Genomic DNA, 14,688 nt, shown 5'->3' on the forward strand with positions numbered 1-14,688 from the left:
CATGGCCTTCGCCGGAAGGGGCGGAGGTTTCGGCGGTCGAGCGGCGATGGGAGGTGGTGGCGGCTTCCGCGGCGGTGGCGGCGGCGGCTTCCGGGGCGGCGGCGGGCGGCGCTCCGACATTGAGCTGAAGCACGACATCACGCTGCTCGGTCATCTCCGTAACGGTCTCGGCTATTACCGCTTCAGCTATCTCGGCAGCACCAAGTCCTATGTCGGCGTGATGGCGCAGGAAGTGCAGATGGTGAAGCCGGACGCAGTGACCCGCGGCGGCGACGGCTATCTGCGCGTTCACTACGACAGACTCGGACTGAAATTCCGGACCTACCGCGACTGGGTCGCGTCAGGCGCACAGATTCCGACGCAATCGAGGATGTGACCATGACGATCCGCCATTCCGTCGGCTCCATTCGTACCCGGTCTTTCATTCCGGCTGCTGCGGTCATGCTGTGTCTGCTGTCGTTTCCGGCCGGCGCGCAACAGGCCTTCAAGACTCCCGATGAAGCGGCGGCTGCGCTGGCAGATGCCGTCAAGTCGGGGGCCGAGAAAAGCATCCTGCAGGTACTTGGCCCTGATGGAGCGGACATCGTCTCCTCCGGCGATGACGTCGCCGACAAGGAAACGCTCGACCGCTTCACCACGGCCTGGACCGCGAAGCACTCGATCAAGAGCGAGGGCGACAACAAGGCGACGATAATCGTTGGCAATGACGATTTCCCGTTCCCGATTCCGCTGGTGAAGAACAAGGCCGGGTGGGAATTCGACACCGCGGCGGGGCGCCTCGAAGTCCTGTACCGCCGCATCGGCCGCAACGAGCTCGATGCGATCCAGACCGCTCTCGCTGTTGTCGATGCGCAGAACGAATATGCGGAGAAGGATCGCGGCGCGGGCGTTGGCGTCTACGCGCAGCGCATCGTCAGCACATCCGGCAAGAAGGATGGGCTCTACTGGCCGGGCGACGACAGCCCGCTTGGCGAGCTCGCCGCGAAGGCGTCCGCCGAGGGATACAAGGCCGGAGAGGAGGCCACTCCCTATCACGGCTATTACTTCAAGATCCTGACGCAGCAGGGGGCGAATGCGCCGGGCGGTGAACTCAACTACGTCGTGAAGGGAAAGATGATCGGCGGCTTCGCGCTGCTTGCCTGGCCTGCCGAATACGGCAATTCGGGCGTGATGACCTTCCTGGTCAACCACAATGGCGTGGTTTACCAGAAGGACCTCGGCGCCCGCACCGCCTTGCTCGCCCTGCGTATCGCGCGGTTCAACCCCGACCAGACCTGGAAGAAGGTCGATACATCCTCCAACTAGGTGATGCGATCAAGGCTGTCGTTCGACGTGGGCGCGGATTGCATTTGTTTCTGCCTCGATCCAACCATGCTCACGCGCTTTCGCGACCATCTCGGCAAAGGCCCGTTCCCAGCTCTCGTCGTCGGGACAGCCGTTCAACGTCGGCACCAGCTGGATGGGAACGAGGGCATTGCGGTCATCGACAAAAGTGATCCCCTGCCACGCGCGCGACTCGGCACTTGCTCCGCCTTTCAGCACGAGCTTGAACCTGCGGAAATCAAACGGCTCTGTTAGCTGGATTTCACCTTCCGACGAGCATTCGACGATCATGCGTCGGTCCGTTCCGGATCTGGGACTAGCGCTGGGGCAATGTCCGTAGCGCGCCTTGAAAATTGACCAAAGGGTCGCCGGTACCTCCCCGGGTGGCCGCGATCCTTCCGACGAACAGGCCGTGGGTGCCGACCACGTGGTGGTGATGCAGCACGCACTCCAGCGCGCCGATGGCGGATCGCAACAGCGGCACGTCGAGGATGCCTTGCTGCCAGGCCGCCGTCTCGAAGCGCTGGACACCTTTGACACCATCCCGGCCGGCAAAACGCATGGCCAGATCCTGTTGTCCGTCGCCAAGCAGGCTCACGCCGAAACGGCCGGAGGCGAGGATCGCATCATGCGTTTCCGACGTCAGGTTGACACCCACCAGCAGGCAGGGTGGATCTATGCATAGCGAGGTGACCGAACTCACCGTCAGGCCACGCCGCTCGGTCTCCGTTCCGGTCGCCACGACGGCAACGCCGCTCGCCAGATTCCGCATGGCCTCGCGAAACTCCGCCGCCTCGACGGAGCGGACGTCGCTCATCGGAAAAAACTGACAGCCCATGTGGTCCTCCAGATCGCCCGATCCTGACGACTGCTCTATGCCGGGGCTGCTTCCCCGGCGATCTTGCTGTCGTCGGATCGGCTTGAGCGGAGTTCGCGCCGGATCGCCGGAATGATCTTGCTGCCCCACAGATCGATCTGACGGAGCATCGTGCGCTGGTCGAAATCGCCGAGCTGGGTCTGGAGCGCGATATGGGACGGCTTCAAAATGCTTATCTCCTCCAGCATGCGATCGATCACCTGGTTGACGCTGCCAACCGGCAGATTGCTGCGCATCGTCTCCAGGCTCATGTCATTCGGTCCGGCTTCCTCCTTGATCAGGTAACCGTCGTCGCTTTGGGCGCGCCGGAATTTCAGGCTTTCCGACAGCCGGCGCTGGAAGCGGGCATTGTCGAGGTAGGAGTGAATTTCATTCTCATTGTCGCTGGCATAGGCGCAGCGCAGGAAGCCGAAATGCGTGTCGTCGATCGAGCGTCCGTCCTTGGATGCAATGCCTTCGAGTCGTTCGCGCAGCGCCTTGATGGCGTCGAGACCATTGAGAAGGGCGGTCACGAACAGGTTGTGATTGTCGCTGATAGCGCGGCCGAGCGTTTCCGGATGCCCTGATGTCACCCAGATCGGCGGCATCGGCTTCTGTATCGTACGAACGGCGATAGCCGTCGGCGGCATCTGAAGGTGCTTGCCGGAGTAAGAGAATATCCGCTCCTGCATCCCCGCCTGAAGGACGTCGTAGAACTCTGCGAACAGGGAATGCGAGTTCTTCAGGTCGACGCCGAAGCGGTCGAACTCGAACTGCTGGTAGCCCGAGCCGATGCCAAGATCGAGCCGGCCGTTCGAGACCGTATCGGCAAAGCCGATCTCGCCCAACAGCCGCGCCGGATTGTAAAGCGGCAGCACGCAGACGGCGGAGCCGAGCCGGATCCGCTTGGTCAGGCCGGCGCAATGCGACACCATCATCAGCGGCGAAGGACACAGGCTGTAATTGTTGAAATGATGCTCGGCGTACCAGGCCGTATCGAAGCCCGCCGCTTCGGCGGTGACGGTCTGTTCGACGGCATTATTGATGACCTGCTGCGAGGTTTGGTGATAGCCGCGCTGTTGAGCCAAAATGAATACGCCGAATTCCATCGGATGCGTTCCTCACCATTTGTGTTTCGGCCCCGTGCGGCCGCTTCAGGCAAAGTTATGGCCTTGTGGTTTTTCGAACAATTGGCGTAATCTGAGCATGTCTTTTGCAGAATCTGAAAAGATCGATGAATCGCCTCCAGGCCATGGAATTGTTCGTCAGCACCGTCCGCGAGGGCAGCTTTTCCGCGGCTGGCCGAAAAGCGGGGCTGTCTCCGGCGTCGGTGTCGCGCTATGTCGGCGAGCTCGAGGCCCAGCTCGGGGTGCAATTGGTCAATCGCAGCACCCGTCATCTAGGACTAACCGAGGCCGGCAAGATCTTCTTCCAGCGCACCGAGCAGGTGCTGCATGGCATCGAGGATGCCGAGGCCGCGGCGCTTGCCTTGCAAAGTACGCCGCGAGGAACGCTCCGGGTTCATTCGCGAACGCTGTTCGGCATCAAGGTGCTTTCGCCGCTGATCCCGCAGTTTCAGAAGCTATATCCTGAGCTGAAGGTCGAGCTTCGTCTGTCGGAACGGCGCGTCCAGCTTCGCGAGGAGGAATTCGACATCGATTTCCAGATCGCCGCGCCGAAGGATCCGGGCCTGATGCAGCGCAGACTGGTGAGGAGCGAACGCATTCTGGTGGCATCGCCGGACTATGCCAGGCGAATGCCAAAGCTGCGCGGCCCGGAAGATCTGGCGGGGCACAACTGCCTGACCTACTGGATGGGAACTGAGGATGTGGTCTGGAAGTTCATGCGCAAGAACCGGCTTCGCGAAATCGTTGTGCCGTCCTCGTTCAGCAGCAACAACGGCATCATCCTGTGCGATCTCGCCGCGCAGGGGCACGGCATTGCCTTGCTCGACGACTACACGGTCGCGGACGAGTTGAAGAGCGGACGGCTGATGCGCCTGCTGCCGGGCTTCCGCGTCACCAACTCGACCTTCGACGAGGGCATCTACGCCACGTTCCAGCAGAGCAGCTATCTGCCGGAAAAGATCAGGGTGTTTGTCGATTACATGGCGGAGAGCGTGCCGCGGCAGATCAAGCGATCCGCCTAGCATGATCCGGAAAAGTGTGTAGCGGTTTTCCCTCGCGACAAACGCGAAGCGCGTTTGCGCGGAGATCATGCTCAAACAAAAAGATGAAGCGGGATGACGATTCGAAGAAGCGTCATCCCGCTTTAGCGTCAGCCGAACCTCTCAGCCGGCAGTCCCTTCACGCCGAGATCCTCGACGGCAAACAATCCTCCGGCATCCGGACTGTCGTCCGCGAGGTTCGTGCTCCGCGAAATTGACGTCACATAGAGCACATCGAGGCCGGGGCCGCCGAACGCCACGCTGGTCGGATGGCGGGCCGGCATCTCGACAAGCCGCTCCATCGTTCCATCCGGCGCGAACCGTGCAATCGCGCCGATGCGCACCAGCACGGTCCACAAATAACCTTCCGCATCGACCGTCGCGCCATCGGCACCCGAGCCCAGCGCGTCCGTGTTGACGAAGATGCGCTTGTTCACAAGCGGGCCCTCGCGGCGATAGTCATAGGCCCAGGTCACGTGCCGCGCCGAGTCCGCGAGATAGAACGTCCTGCCGTCCGGACTGAAGCACGGGCCGTTGGTCACGGCGAGATCGTCCTCGATCAGTTCGATCGCGCCTGACGCGTCGATGCGATACAGGCCGCCAAGCGGCCTTTCATTCTCTGCCCGGCCGCCATGCAGGGTCCCGGCCACGAAGCGTCCGAAAGGATCCGCCTTGCCGTCGTTCAGCCGCACCATGGGGTGGTCGACGTCGATGGAGGGGCCCATGGTCAATCCGCGCGTGTTGAAATCGTATTGCGCAAAACCATGGTGCAGCGCCAGCACCGCGCCGCCACCTTGCGTCAGGGCAAGTGACCCGATCGGGGCCGGAGCCTGGAATTCCTCGATCGCACCGCTTGCGGGAGACAATTTGCGGATCGCTCCCGCAAGGGAATCGATCCAGTACAGCGATTGCGTGCGCTCGTCCCACACCGGGCTCTCGCCGAGCTGGTCTTTGGTTCCGCCGATACGGGTGATGCGCGGGGTTTTATTCATCGCGGTGTACCTTGTTTGGCTGCAAGGGCTGAGCGGGCTTGACCGGCCGGTCGGTGAAAATCTACGGTCGTTCTGGAATGGCGGTCACTGCGGCTCAGGTTCGGACGCGCCAAGGCAGATTGCGGGTTCGATGGTTGAATTATCGACGACAAAGGACGGAATCCCCAATCAGGCGGAAGCGTCCGACCGCGTCCTGCAGATTCTCTCGGAAGCCGGTCGGCTGTTCGCCACCAAGGGATATGACGGAACGTCGATGCGCGACATTGCCGTCGCGTGCGGCATCTCGAAGTCGCTGCTGTATCACCATTTCTCGAACAAGGACGAGATCTACGCACGCGTGGCCGTCGGCTCCACGCTCGAATTGTACCTGTTCGTGCGCGACCGGGTTCCGGACGGGCCGCCGTCGCAGAAGATCCGCGCCTTCATGGTCGCGACCGCCGAGTATTTCCGGCGTTATCGCTGGGCCTGGATCGCATCGACGACCGCGTTCTGGAACGATCCGGATCGCCACCGGCAGAAGGAAAGGCTCACGCGCCGCGACCGGTTCGAAAACTTCCTGCGCGGCCTGATCCAGGAAGCGATCGACGCCGGTGAAATTCGAAAGGTCGATGTTCCCATGACCGGGCGGCTGATCCTGTCGTCGCTCAACTGGATGCATCGGTGGTACAATCCCAACAAGAGCGCGACGCCGGAGCAGATCGCCGACATCTTCTTCGACATGGTGTTTAACGGCCTTCGCAGCGGTGATGCTGCGGGATCGCCGCCGGCAGAGACACTCAAATCCTCCCGGCGAAAAGCGCGTCAGACGCCGCGATCCTGACGATCGAACGGCCGGGCGAAGGCCCGGTTCATTCGAGCGAAATATTTTGCGCCGTGATCACCGGTCCCCAGAGGGCCGCGTCCTTGCCCAGTTGGGAATCGAGCAATTGCGGTGCGCCGATATCGACTTGCAATCCGTCGGTTTCCAGTTGCTTTGCGATCTCCGGCTTCTGCATCGCGGCGTTGGCCGCCGCGTTCAGCCGTTCAATCACGTCGCGCGGGGTGCCGGCGGGCGCGTGCAGCGCGGTCCAGAACGATGCCGAGAGCTCCGGATAGCCTGACTCGGCGAGCGTCGGGACATCGGGGATGTTCGCCATGCGCTTGTCGGAGGAAACCGCGAGAATGCGCAACTGCCCGGTCCTGGCGTGCTCGGCCACGGCGGCGGGCGTTGCGAAATTGAGGTCGCACGTGCCCGACAGCAGCTCCATGATCGAAAGCGGATTGTTGCGATAGGCGACGTCGGTGACGGCGAATCCCATCGATTTTCCCATCATGATCCCGAACAGATGCGTCACGCTGCCGGGACCGAGGGTGGCGTAGAACAGCGGCTTGTCGCGGCCCTTGGCGTAGGTGACGAAACTGTTCACATCGGTGACCGGCATCTTGGCGTTCACGGTCAGCGACAGAGGTCCGTTGCAGAGCATGGCGACGGACGCGAAATCCGCAAGCTTGTAGGGCAGGTTCTTGCGTAACAGGACGTTCAGCGAGATCGGGCCGGTGCCGCCGGCGAGCAGGACGGTGCCGTCCTTGGCCGCCCGCGCCACGTATTGCGATCCGACGATGCCGTTGGCGCCGGGCTTGTTGTCGACCAGAACCGGCTGATCGAGCGTTTCCGACATTCCCTTGGCGATCGCGCGCATCAGGCTGTCGATCGAGCCGCCGCTTGCATAGGGCACGATGATGAAGATGGTCTGTGACGAGCGTGCCCTGACGATCGCAGGCGCGGCAAGCGGCGCGATGATGGCGCCGGCCACTAGCGTCGCGGCCTGACGTCGGCTGATTTTTGCCATGGCGAATTCTCCCGGGATTTTGTTGTCGGTTGGCTTGCAATCTACGTCCTGACCGATCGGTCAGTCAACTGATACGTCAAGTAAGCTATTGCAAGCGGGGAGCCTTGGTGCTATCTGGCAAAAAACTGACCGATCGGTCAGGCGCCTGTGCCTACGCCGGCGTCGAGGGTCGCGACGTCAAAGATCAAGCAAATCAGGAGGAAGCCATGTCCGGCGACATCATCACGCTCGAAGTATCCGATCACATTGCATTGGTGACGTTGAACCGCCCGCCGGTGAATGCGCTCAATCGCGCGATGCGGGATCGCATCGTCAGCGTGTTCGACGAGATATCCGAGCGCAGCGATGTCCGCGTTGCGATTCTCACCGGGGCCGGAAAGGTGTTTTGCAGCGGCGCCGATCTGAAGGATCGTCCGGATCCGACGAAGGTCGGTGCGTTTCACGACCACAACCGCATCACCCGCGAAACCGGTAACTGTATCCGCGAGTGCTCCAAGCCGGTGATTGCCGCGATCAACGGCGTCGCGCTCGGCGCCGGCCTCGGCCTGATGGCGTCCTGCGATATCTTCTTTGCTTCCGAAGAGGCCGTGTTCGGCATGCCCGAGATCAATGTCGGCCTCGCCGGCGGCGCCGCGATGCTGAACACACTGTTCGGCCGTTCCCTGATGCGCCGCATGTTCTTCACGGGCTACCGGGTGCCCGCCGCCGAGCTCTATCGGCTCGGTATCATCGAAGCCTGCACCACCCGCGAAAACCTGATTCCGGAAGCAATGAAGATCGCGCGCGAGATCGCCGAGAAGAGCCCGGTCGCGATCGAGTATGCCAAGCAGGCGACCAACATGGTCGAGCTGATGCCGCCGCGCGATGCCTATCGCTTCGAGCAGAACATCACCATGGCGCTGTCGAAGACCGAAGACGCCAAGGAAGCGCGCATGGCGTTCCTGGAGAAGCGCGCGCCGGTGTTCAAGGGGCGCTGACCATGCGGCCGGGAGAAGGTCTCGACGCGCTGATGGCGCCGCGCTCGATCGCCATCATCGGCGCATCGCAGGATGCGACCAAGATCGGCGGACGGCCGGTGGATCTGCTGCGCCGCTACAGCTATGCGGGGCAGATCTATCCGGTCAATCCGAAGGCCCCGGTGGTGCAGGGGCTTCAGGCCTATGCATCGCTCGACGAACTGCCGGAAGCGCCTGATCTTGCCATCATTGCGGTCGATGCCGAGAAGGCGCCCGAAGCGGTGGAGCAATGCGCCGGGCGCGGTGTCCGCAGCGTCGTCGTGTTCTCCTCGGGCTTTGCAGAGCTGGGCGAGAAGGGGCGCGCTATGCAGGATCGGCTGCGCGTGGCCGCGCGCCGGACCGGCATGCGGCTGCTGGGACCGAATTGCCTCGGCGCCGTTAGTGTCGCCGATCGGGCCATCGCCACTTTCTCGATCGTGCTCGAGCATAGTCTGCCGGCCGCCGGTTCGCTCGGCATCGTCTCGCAAAGCGGCAATCTCGGCAGCTTCACCATGCGCATGGCGAGCGACCGCGGCGTCGGCGTCAGCCGCTTCATGACGACCGGCAATGAATGCGACATCGACATTGCCGACGGAATTGCCTGGCTTGCCCGTGATCCCGCCACCAAGGTCATCTTGTGCTGTGTGGAAGCTTGCCGGGATGCGGGTCGACTGATTGCGGCGCTGACCGAGGCGCGCGATGCCGGAAAGCCGGTCCTTGTGCTGAAGATCGGTACATCGGCGGCGGGGCAGGCGGCGGCTGCCTCCCACACCGGCGCCCTGGCAGGATCGGACGCGGTGTTTGACGCCTTGCTCGCGCGTCATGGCGCGGTTCGGGTACGCAGCATCGAGGAACTGATCGAGCTTGGCCATGCCGCATCGATCCTGCTGCCGGACCGGCTGCCGAAGGGGCCGCGTCTGGCGGTTGTGACCGCGTCAGGCGGGTTCGGCGTCCTGCTGGCGGATGCCGCGCAGGCCGTCGGTTTGTCGTTGCCGGAGCTGAGCGAGGCGACGCAGCGCACGATCCTCGAACTCGTCCCGTTTGCGTCCGCGCGCAATCCGGTGGACGCCACCGCGCAGATGTCGAGCCGGCCCGATCTGTTGCAGAAGATACTGTCGGCAGTCGTGGCCGACGACCGCAGCGACGTGATCGTACTGCCGCTTCCGTTTTCGCTGCATATGCCGCGCCTGCGTTCGGTCTACATGGAGGCCCTGCGCCACATCCGCGCGCACTATCCCGACCGTCCCGTCATTCTCTGTGTCGACGGCCCGCCCGATGCGCTCGCCGAACTGCATGCCATGGGCTATCCGACGATTGCGAGCTTTGACGGCTGCTGCGCGGTGGTCGCGGCGCTGGCGCGACTGCAGGCGGCGGCGAAAGCCCCGAAGGATGCAAGCCCATCAGCCATTGCGAAAGCCTTGCCGCTTTCCGCTGAGGCGTTCCGCCATGAACTCGGCGCCAAGCGCGCGCTTGCGGACGCCGGCCTTCCGGTGCTCGCCGAGCAGTTGGTCTCGAATGCCGACGCCGCGGCACACGCCGCCAGCGAGATGGGCTTTCCGGTCGTCTTGAAAATCGCCTCGCCCGATCTGCCGCACAAGACAGAAGTCGGAGGTGTCGCTATCGGGCTTCGGTCCGAAGCCGAGGTGCGACAGACCCATGCCGAGATGCTCTCGCGGGTCGCTGCGAAGGCACCGCATGCAGCGATCGATGGCGTGATCGTTGCCCCGATGGCGCAAGGCCTGTCCGAGCTCATCCTCGGCAGCCGGATCGATCCGGTGTTCGGGCCGGTCGTCATGGTCGGCCTCGGCGGCATCTTCGCCGAAATCTTCCAGGATACCGCCGTGCAGATGGCGCCCGTGAGCGAGACGCAGGCCATGGCGATGCTGACATCGCTCAGGGCATTCGCGGTCCTCAACGGGGCGCGGGGCCGGCGGCGCGCTGATCTCGAGGCGGCGGTGCAGGCCATCGCCGCGTTGTCGCGCTTTGCCGTCGCGCATGCGGAATCGGTGTCCGAAGTCGACATCAATCCACTGCTCCTGAAGGCGGAAGGCGCGGTCGCGCTCGACGCGCTCATCGTTCCGCGCACAAGCGGTCCGCAGCAACACTGAAGACGCCAAACAACAAGAACCGCGAAGCCGGCTCAATCACTGCAGGGAGGAACTCTTGATGAAACTGAGCATCCGTTTTCTCGTTGTGCTGGGAGCGATGTTGGTCCTGACCGCACCGCTCCGCGCCCAAGGCATTTCCGGCGACGTGATCGCGATCGGGATCATGAACGACCAGAACGGTCCGTATGCCGACAATTGCGGACCGGGCGCCGTTGCCTCGGCGAAGCTCGCGATCTCCGATTTCGGCGGCGCCGTCAACGGCAAGAAGATCGAACTCGTCGTGGCCGACGACCAGAACAAGCCCGACATCGGGGTCGCCCTCGCGCTGCGCTGGCTCGACAATGAGGGCGTCGACGCCATCGTTGGCTGCTCGGCTTCCTCGATCGCGCTCGCCGTGCAGGACATCATGAAGGCGCGGAAGAAGCCGTACCTTCTGGCGGGGACGGCGGGATCGTTCTTCACCAACGACAAGTGCTCGCCCATGACCACGCAATGGATGGTGGACACCTATGCGCAGCCGAAGGCCACGGTGAAGGCCTTGCTGGGGCAGGGCGTGGACACATGGTTCTTCCTGACCGTCGACTACGCCTTCGGCAAGGGATGGCAGGCCGACACCACGAACTTCATCAAGGCGGGCGGCGGCAAGGTCGTGGGCTCGGTGCTGCATCCGCTGAACTCATCGGATTTCTCCTCCTTCCTGCTGACGGCGCAGGCGAGCGGCGCCAAGGCGATTGCGCTCGCCAATTCGGGAGCGGATTTCGGCAATGCCATCAAGCAGGCGCAGGAGTTCGGATTGCCGCAGAAGCAGTTGCTGGTGCCGCTGGGCTTGATGATCAATCAGGCGCACGGGATCGGTCTGCGCGACCTGCAGAACGTCCGCTTGACCACGCCGTTCTACTGGGACCTCGCTGTCGAAACCCGCGCCTTCGCCAAGCGCTTTGCCGAGGCGTCTAACGGCCAGATCCTGAACGAGGCAAAGTCTGCCACCTACAGTGCCATCACGCACTACCTCAAGGCGGTTGCGGCTGCCGGTACCGACGAGGGCGACGCGGTGACGCGGCAGATGAAGAGTACGCCGGTCAACGATTTCGCGATGAAGAATGTCAGCATCCGCGCCGACGGGCAGGTGATGCGTCCGCTCTACGTTGCACGCATCAAGACGCCGGCCGAGTCGAAATACGCCTACGACTACTACGAAATCACCGGGACCATTCCCGCCGAGGAGGCGTGGCGCCCGGCCTCGGAAAGCGCGTGCGATCTGCTCAAGTCGCCATGATCGGAAGAAGCGGGGCGAAGCCGGCCGACACACGGCCGGTGGTGGCCCGAGGTTCAGAATGCGGGAAATCGACATGACAGTCATTGAAACGGAGCCGCCTGCGGCCACAGCAACCGGTGATCTATCCGGTGAGGCCTATCGGGTCGCGATGCGTCGCTGGCTGCGGGCCAATCTGCCGGCGAGCTTTCGCAGCGACAGCGCGGCATTCTCGCCGCCGACCTTGCCGCAATCGATTGCGTGGGAGGCGGCGATGTATCGCGCCGGGCTCGCCGGCATCATTTGGCCGCAGGCGTATGGCGGGCACGGCCGGACCTTGCGCGAACACCTGATCGCGAACCAGGAAATCGGCGCGCTGGCGATGCCGGAAAGCGTCAATTCGATCGGCAAGGAGCTTGCGGGCCCGATCATTCTCGCGGTCGGCACCGAGGAGCAGAAGCGCCGCTTTCTGCCGGCGATCCTGGAGATGCGGGACATCTGGTGCCAGGGCTTTTCCGAGCCCGAAGCGGGGTCGGATCTCGCGGGCCTGCGGACGCGTGCCACGCGCAGCGGCGACACCTGGCGGATCAACGGTCAGAAGATCTGGACCAGCGGGGCGTACCGCGCCCAGCGCTGCCTGGTGCTGGCGCGAACGGGCCCGCTGGAGGACCGGCATCGTGGGCTAGCGATGTTTGCCGTGCGGCTCGACGCCAAGGGTGTGCGCGTGCGGCCGATCAAATCGATCGACGGACGCGAGAGTTTTTGCGAGGTATTCTTCGACGACGTCGAGGTGCTGCAGTCCGATGCGCTCGGCGCACCGGATGAAGGGTGGGCCGCCGCGATCCGGGTGCTCGAGATCGAGCGGGCGACCAACCGCATGTATCGGGCCTGGCGCTTCGAGAACGAGCTGCGTCACCTGATCTCGGCTTGCAAGGCCGACCCCACATTGGCGCAACTGGTCGCAGAGCGTCACTACGAAGTCAGGCTAGGTGAGATTGTCGTCGATATCGAGGTGTTGAAAGCGCATGTCGAGACGGCCGTGGACGCGCTGGTGAATGGCGACCGGATCGGCGCGCGCGGTAGCCTGGCGAAGCTGCATTGGAGCGAAGCGCATCAGCGCTTTGCGGCGCTCGCACTGGAGCTGCTGGCGCAGGCATCGTTGCCGCTGCATCCGGCCGTGCAGGTCGCGCGCCGCCGCTTCGAGGCGATCTATCTGCAGGCACGCGCCGAGACCATCTATGCCGGCACCACCGAAATTCAGCTCGGCATCATTGCCGACAGGATCTTGCAGCTTTCGAAAGGCAAGTGATGACATTGACCGGCGAAGCGTTGCAGCCGAGCGAGTTCGCCGTCACCGCGGCGCGCGCGGTTGCCGATTGTGCGGATTTGAGTTTGCGCGAGCAGGCAAAGCATTTGGCCAATGACGGCCTGCTCGGGGTGATCGCGGCTCACGACGTCGGCGGGCTGGATTTGCCGCTGGCTTTTGCAGTCCCGGTGGTTGCTGCGGCCGGCTCGGGCCTGCTCGGCTTTCCCTTGATGGAGGCGCTGCTCCTTGGCCGCGCGCTGCAAGAATCGCAACCGCGGACGGCCGAAGCCGTCGTGTCGGGCGAAATGCTTGCGACGATCGCCTGGCAGGGCAGCGTCAGTGCCGCCCGTGAAGGCGAATCGGTTGTGCTCGACGGCTGGGTTGCCCGGGCCGCTTGCGCGCGCGAGGCTGACTACCTTCTGGTCCGCATCGGCACGAGCGGGGCGGCTCTGGTTTCGACCAACAGCAATGGGATCGTCGTCGAAGACGCGACGGGGCTGGATCTGACGGTGCCCGAACACGCTGTCCACCTGGAGAGCGTCACCATATCGGCGGCAAACATTCTGCCCGAAAACAGCTGGAATGTTCTGTGCTCGGACGCCAACGTCCTGCGCGCCGCTGCCATCCTGGGCTCTGCCGAGACGTGCCTGACGTTGGCGCAGGAGCACGCCTCCACGCGCCGCCAGTTTGGCCGCGCGCTATCCTATAACCAGGCGATACGACATGCCCTGGCCCGCCAGAAACTCGGGCTGGAAGGCATACGACACGCCATCACACGCAGCGTCGGTGACGAGGCCGGCGCGCTGCAGCGTGATGCGGCGTTTCTCGCCGCCGGCGTCTATGGCAGCGCGATCAGCGAGGGCGCGCTCCAGATTCATGGCGGCATGGGATTCACCTGGGACGTGCCGGTGCACCGGCACTTGCGCCGTGTCCGCGCCTTGCAGGCGCAGGGTGATGCCAGCGGGGTCCTGGCCGCGCTTGGTCGCCGCTATGTTGGTGCGATCGCGCCGGCTTCCGATGTCACCGCGTCACGATAGGGAAGGAATACCGCAATGACGGAAACCAAGGACAAGCCCCTTGCAAATCGTGTCGCGTTCGTGAGCGGCGCCGGGAACGGGATCGGACGCGCGACCGCGCTGCTTCTGGCGTCACGCGGCGCCACCATCGGCGTCAATGACCTCAAGCCGGAGTTCGTCAGTTCGACGGTGGAAGCGATCAAGGCGGCCGGCGGCAGCGCGGTTGCTGTCACGCAGGACGTCTCGACCCGCGACGGAATGCGCGCCGCCGTCCTGGGCCTCGCTGAGAAGCAGGGACGCCTCGATATCCTCGTCAACAATGCCGCCTGGGTCCGCTACCAGTCGGTGCCCGACATCGCCCCCGAGACCGTGGATCGCATGCTCAATATCGGCTTCAAGGCGATCATCTGGGGCATCCAGGCGGCGGCCGAGGCGATGGATGGCGAGCGCGGCGGCGCGATCATCAACGTGGCCTCGGTTGCGGGATTGATCTCCGCGAAAAACAGCCTCGTCTATAGCGGCATCAAGGCCGGCGTGATGGGCATTACGCGGGCCGCGGCGGCGGAGCTCGGCGAGCGCAAGATCAGGGTGAACGCGGTGGCGCCATCGGCGATTCCGACCGAAGGGACGATGCGAAACCGCAATGCGGAGCTCGACGCGCGCCGGATCGCGCGGACGCCGCTCGGACGGCTCGGCACGGTCGACGATATCGCCAACACCATCGCCTTCCTGGCCGGCGACGACAGCAGCTTCATATCGGCGCAGGTGCTGACGGTCGACGGCGGGATTGTCCTCACAAACATCGCCTAGCGCAGAAGACGCATAGGAGCATCGGGGACCGGTT

15 protein-coding genes are annotated in these 14,688 nt (G+C 63.8%); 10 read left to right on the top strand and 5 right to left on the bottom strand.

What is annotated here, in order from left to right; all coding sequences use genetic code 11:
• Both CQ14_RS02850 and CQ14_RS02855 read left to right on the top strand, forming a co-directional pair.
• The coding region (locus CQ14_RS02850; RefSeq protein WP_199805428.1) for a tail fiber domain-containing protein at positions 1-376 on the top strand (376 nt) is incomplete at its 5' end.
• Between the two features lie 2 nt (positions 377-378).
• Complete coding sequence (locus CQ14_RS02855; RefSeq protein ID WP_057856434.1) at positions 379-1,305, top strand: DUF2950 domain-containing protein; 927 nt, start codon at positions 379-381, stop codon at positions 1,303-1,305.
• Between the two features lie 9 nt (positions 1,306-1,314).
• Here the strand turns inward: CQ14_RS02855 and CQ14_RS02860 are convergent, their stop codons facing one another.
• The 3 genes from CQ14_RS02860 to CQ14_RS02870 are packed head-to-tail and all read right to left on the bottom strand — an operon-like array spanning position 1,315 to position 3,288.
• Entirely contained in the window at positions 1,315-1,614 is a 300-nt protein-coding gene (locus tag CQ14_RS02860; RefSeq protein ID WP_057856435.1) for a hypothetical protein, read from the bottom strand.
• A gap of 25 nt (positions 1,615-1,639) precedes the next feature.
• A complete protein-coding gene (locus CQ14_RS02865) occupies positions 1,640-2,161 on the bottom strand; it encodes a flavin reductase family protein (protein WP_245320167.1) in 522 nt (173 codons plus the stop codon).
• Positions 2,162-2,196: 35 nt separating this feature from the next.
• On the bottom strand, positions 2,197-3,288 hold the full coding sequence (locus CQ14_RS02870; protein WP_057856436.1) for an LLM class flavin-dependent oxidoreductase: 1,092 nt from the start codon (positions 3,286-3,288) through the stop codon (positions 2,197-2,199).
• A gap of 125 nt (positions 3,289-3,413) precedes the next feature.
• Here CQ14_RS02870 and CQ14_RS02875 point away from each other — a divergent pair, with 125 nt between their 5' ends.
• Positions 3,414-4,328: a LysR family transcriptional regulator gene (locus tag CQ14_RS02875; RefSeq protein WP_057856488.1), complete on the top strand. Its 915-nt coding sequence runs from the start codon at positions 3,414-3,416 to the stop codon at positions 4,326-4,328.
• A 128-nt stretch (positions 4,329-4,456) separates the two neighbouring features.
• Here CQ14_RS02875 and CQ14_RS02880 read toward each other — a convergent pair whose 3' ends face one another.
• Positions 4,457-5,338 (bottom strand): SMP-30/gluconolactonase/LRE family protein, encoded by an 882-nt coding sequence (locus tag CQ14_RS02880; RefSeq protein ID WP_057856437.1) that lies wholly within the window; start codon positions 5,336-5,338, stop codon positions 4,457-4,459.
• 130 nt (positions 5,339-5,468) lie between these two features.
• Between CQ14_RS02880 and CQ14_RS02885 the strand changes: the two genes are divergently transcribed.
• Positions 5,469-6,158 carry a TetR/AcrR family transcriptional regulator gene (locus CQ14_RS02885; protein WP_057856438.1) on the top strand — a complete coding sequence of 230 codons (690 nt, stop codon included), beginning with the start codon at positions 5,469-5,471 and terminating at the stop codon, positions 6,156-6,158.
• A gap of 28 nt (positions 6,159-6,186) precedes the next feature.
• On the opposite strand, the gene CQ14_RS02890 is transcribed toward CQ14_RS02885, so the two are convergent.
• Complete coding sequence (locus CQ14_RS02890; RefSeq protein ID WP_057856439.1) at positions 6,187-7,167, bottom strand: tripartite tricarboxylate transporter substrate binding protein; 981 nt, start codon at positions 7,165-7,167, stop codon at positions 6,187-6,189.
• Positions 7,168-7,373: 206 nt separating this feature from the next.
• Here CQ14_RS02890 and CQ14_RS02895 point away from each other — a divergent pair, with 206 nt between their 5' ends.
• From CQ14_RS02895 to CQ14_RS02920, 6 genes are all read left to right on the top strand, one after another.
• Positions 7,374-8,144: an enoyl-CoA hydratase/isomerase family protein gene (locus CQ14_RS02895; RefSeq protein ID WP_057856489.1), complete on the top strand. Its 771-nt coding sequence runs from the start codon at positions 7,374-7,376 to the stop codon at positions 8,142-8,144.
• Positions 8,145-8,146: 2 nt separating this feature from the next.
• Complete coding sequence (locus CQ14_RS02900; protein WP_057856440.1) at positions 8,147-10,270, top strand: acetate--CoA ligase family protein; 2,124 nt, start codon at positions 8,147-8,149, stop codon at positions 10,268-10,270.
• 58 nt (positions 10,271-10,328) lie between these two features.
• Complete coding sequence (locus tag CQ14_RS02905) at positions 10,329-11,546, top strand: ABC transporter substrate-binding protein (RefSeq protein ID WP_057856441.1); 1,218 nt, start codon at positions 10,329-10,331, stop codon at positions 11,544-11,546.
• A 73-nt stretch (positions 11,547-11,619) separates the two neighbouring features.
• Positions 11,620-12,831 (top strand): acyl-CoA dehydrogenase family protein, encoded by a 1,212-nt coding sequence (locus tag CQ14_RS02910; RefSeq protein ID WP_057856442.1) that lies wholly within the window; start codon positions 11,620-11,622, stop codon positions 12,829-12,831.
• Complete coding sequence (locus CQ14_RS02915; RefSeq protein WP_057856443.1) at positions 12,831-13,865, top strand: acyl-CoA dehydrogenase family protein; 1,035 nt, start codon at positions 12,831-12,833, stop codon at positions 13,863-13,865. Before CQ14_RS02910 ends, CQ14_RS02915 begins: the two co-directional genes overlap by 1 nt.
• 15 nt (positions 13,866-13,880) lie before the next feature.
• Positions 13,881-14,654 (top strand): SDR family NAD(P)-dependent oxidoreductase, encoded by a 774-nt coding sequence (locus CQ14_RS02920; RefSeq protein WP_057856444.1) that lies wholly within the window; start codon positions 13,881-13,883, stop codon positions 14,652-14,654.
• The last annotated feature ends 34 nt before the right edge of the window (positions 14,655-14,688 follow it).

It is taken from the genome of Bradyrhizobium lablabi (assembly GCF_001440475.1).
GTDB classification, from domain to species: Bacteria; Pseudomonadota; Alphaproteobacteria; order Rhizobiales; family Xanthobacteraceae; genus Bradyrhizobium; species Bradyrhizobium lablabi.

Excerpts from the sequence above, each read along its gene's own strand:
- CQ14_RS02855 (WP_057856434.1), top strand. The coding sequence starts at position 379 with ATGACGATCCGCCATTCCGTCGGCTCCATTCGTACCCGGTCTTTCATT.
- CQ14_RS02860 (WP_057856435.1), bottom strand. The coding sequence starts at position 1,614 with ATGATCGTCGAATGCTCGTCGGAAGGTGAAATCCAGCTAACAGAGCCG.
- CQ14_RS02865 (WP_245320167.1), bottom strand. The coding sequence starts at position 2,161 with ATGGGCTGTCAGTTTTTTCCGATGAGCGACGTCCGCTCCGTCGAGGCG.
- CQ14_RS02870 (WP_057856436.1), bottom strand. The coding sequence starts at position 3,288 with ATGGAATTCGGCGTATTCATTTTGGCTCAACAGCGCGGCTATCACCAA.
- CQ14_RS02875 (WP_057856488.1), top strand. The coding sequence starts at position 3,414 with ATGAATCGCCTCCAGGCCATGGAATTGTTCGTCAGCACCGTCCGCGAG.
- CQ14_RS02880 (WP_057856437.1), bottom strand. The coding sequence starts at position 5,338 with ATGAATAAAACCCCGCGCATCACCCGTATCGGCGGAACCAAAGACCAG.
- CQ14_RS02885 (WP_057856438.1), top strand. The coding sequence starts at position 5,469 with ATGGTTGAATTATCGACGACAAAGGACGGAATCCCCAATCAGGCGGAA.
- CQ14_RS02890 (WP_057856439.1), bottom strand. The coding sequence starts at position 7,167 with ATGGCAAAAATCAGCCGACGTCAGGCCGCGACGCTAGTGGCCGGCGCC.
- CQ14_RS02895 (WP_057856489.1), top strand. The coding sequence starts at position 7,374 with ATGTCCGGCGACATCATCACGCTCGAAGTATCCGATCACATTGCATTG.
- CQ14_RS02900 (WP_057856440.1), top strand. The coding sequence starts at position 8,147 with ATGCGGCCGGGAGAAGGTCTCGACGCGCTGATGGCGCCGCGCTCGATC.
- CQ14_RS02905 (WP_057856441.1), top strand. The coding sequence starts at position 10,329 with ATGAAACTGAGCATCCGTTTTCTCGTTGTGCTGGGAGCGATGTTGGTC.
- CQ14_RS02910 (WP_057856442.1), top strand. The coding sequence starts at position 11,620 with ATGACAGTCATTGAAACGGAGCCGCCTGCGGCCACAGCAACCGGTGAT.
- CQ14_RS02915 (WP_057856443.1), top strand. The coding sequence starts at position 12,831 with ATGACATTGACCGGCGAAGCGTTGCAGCCGAGCGAGTTCGCCGTCACC.
- CQ14_RS02920 (WP_057856444.1), top strand. The coding sequence starts at position 13,881 with ATGACGGAAACCAAGGACAAGCCCCTTGCAAATCGTGTCGCGTTCGTG.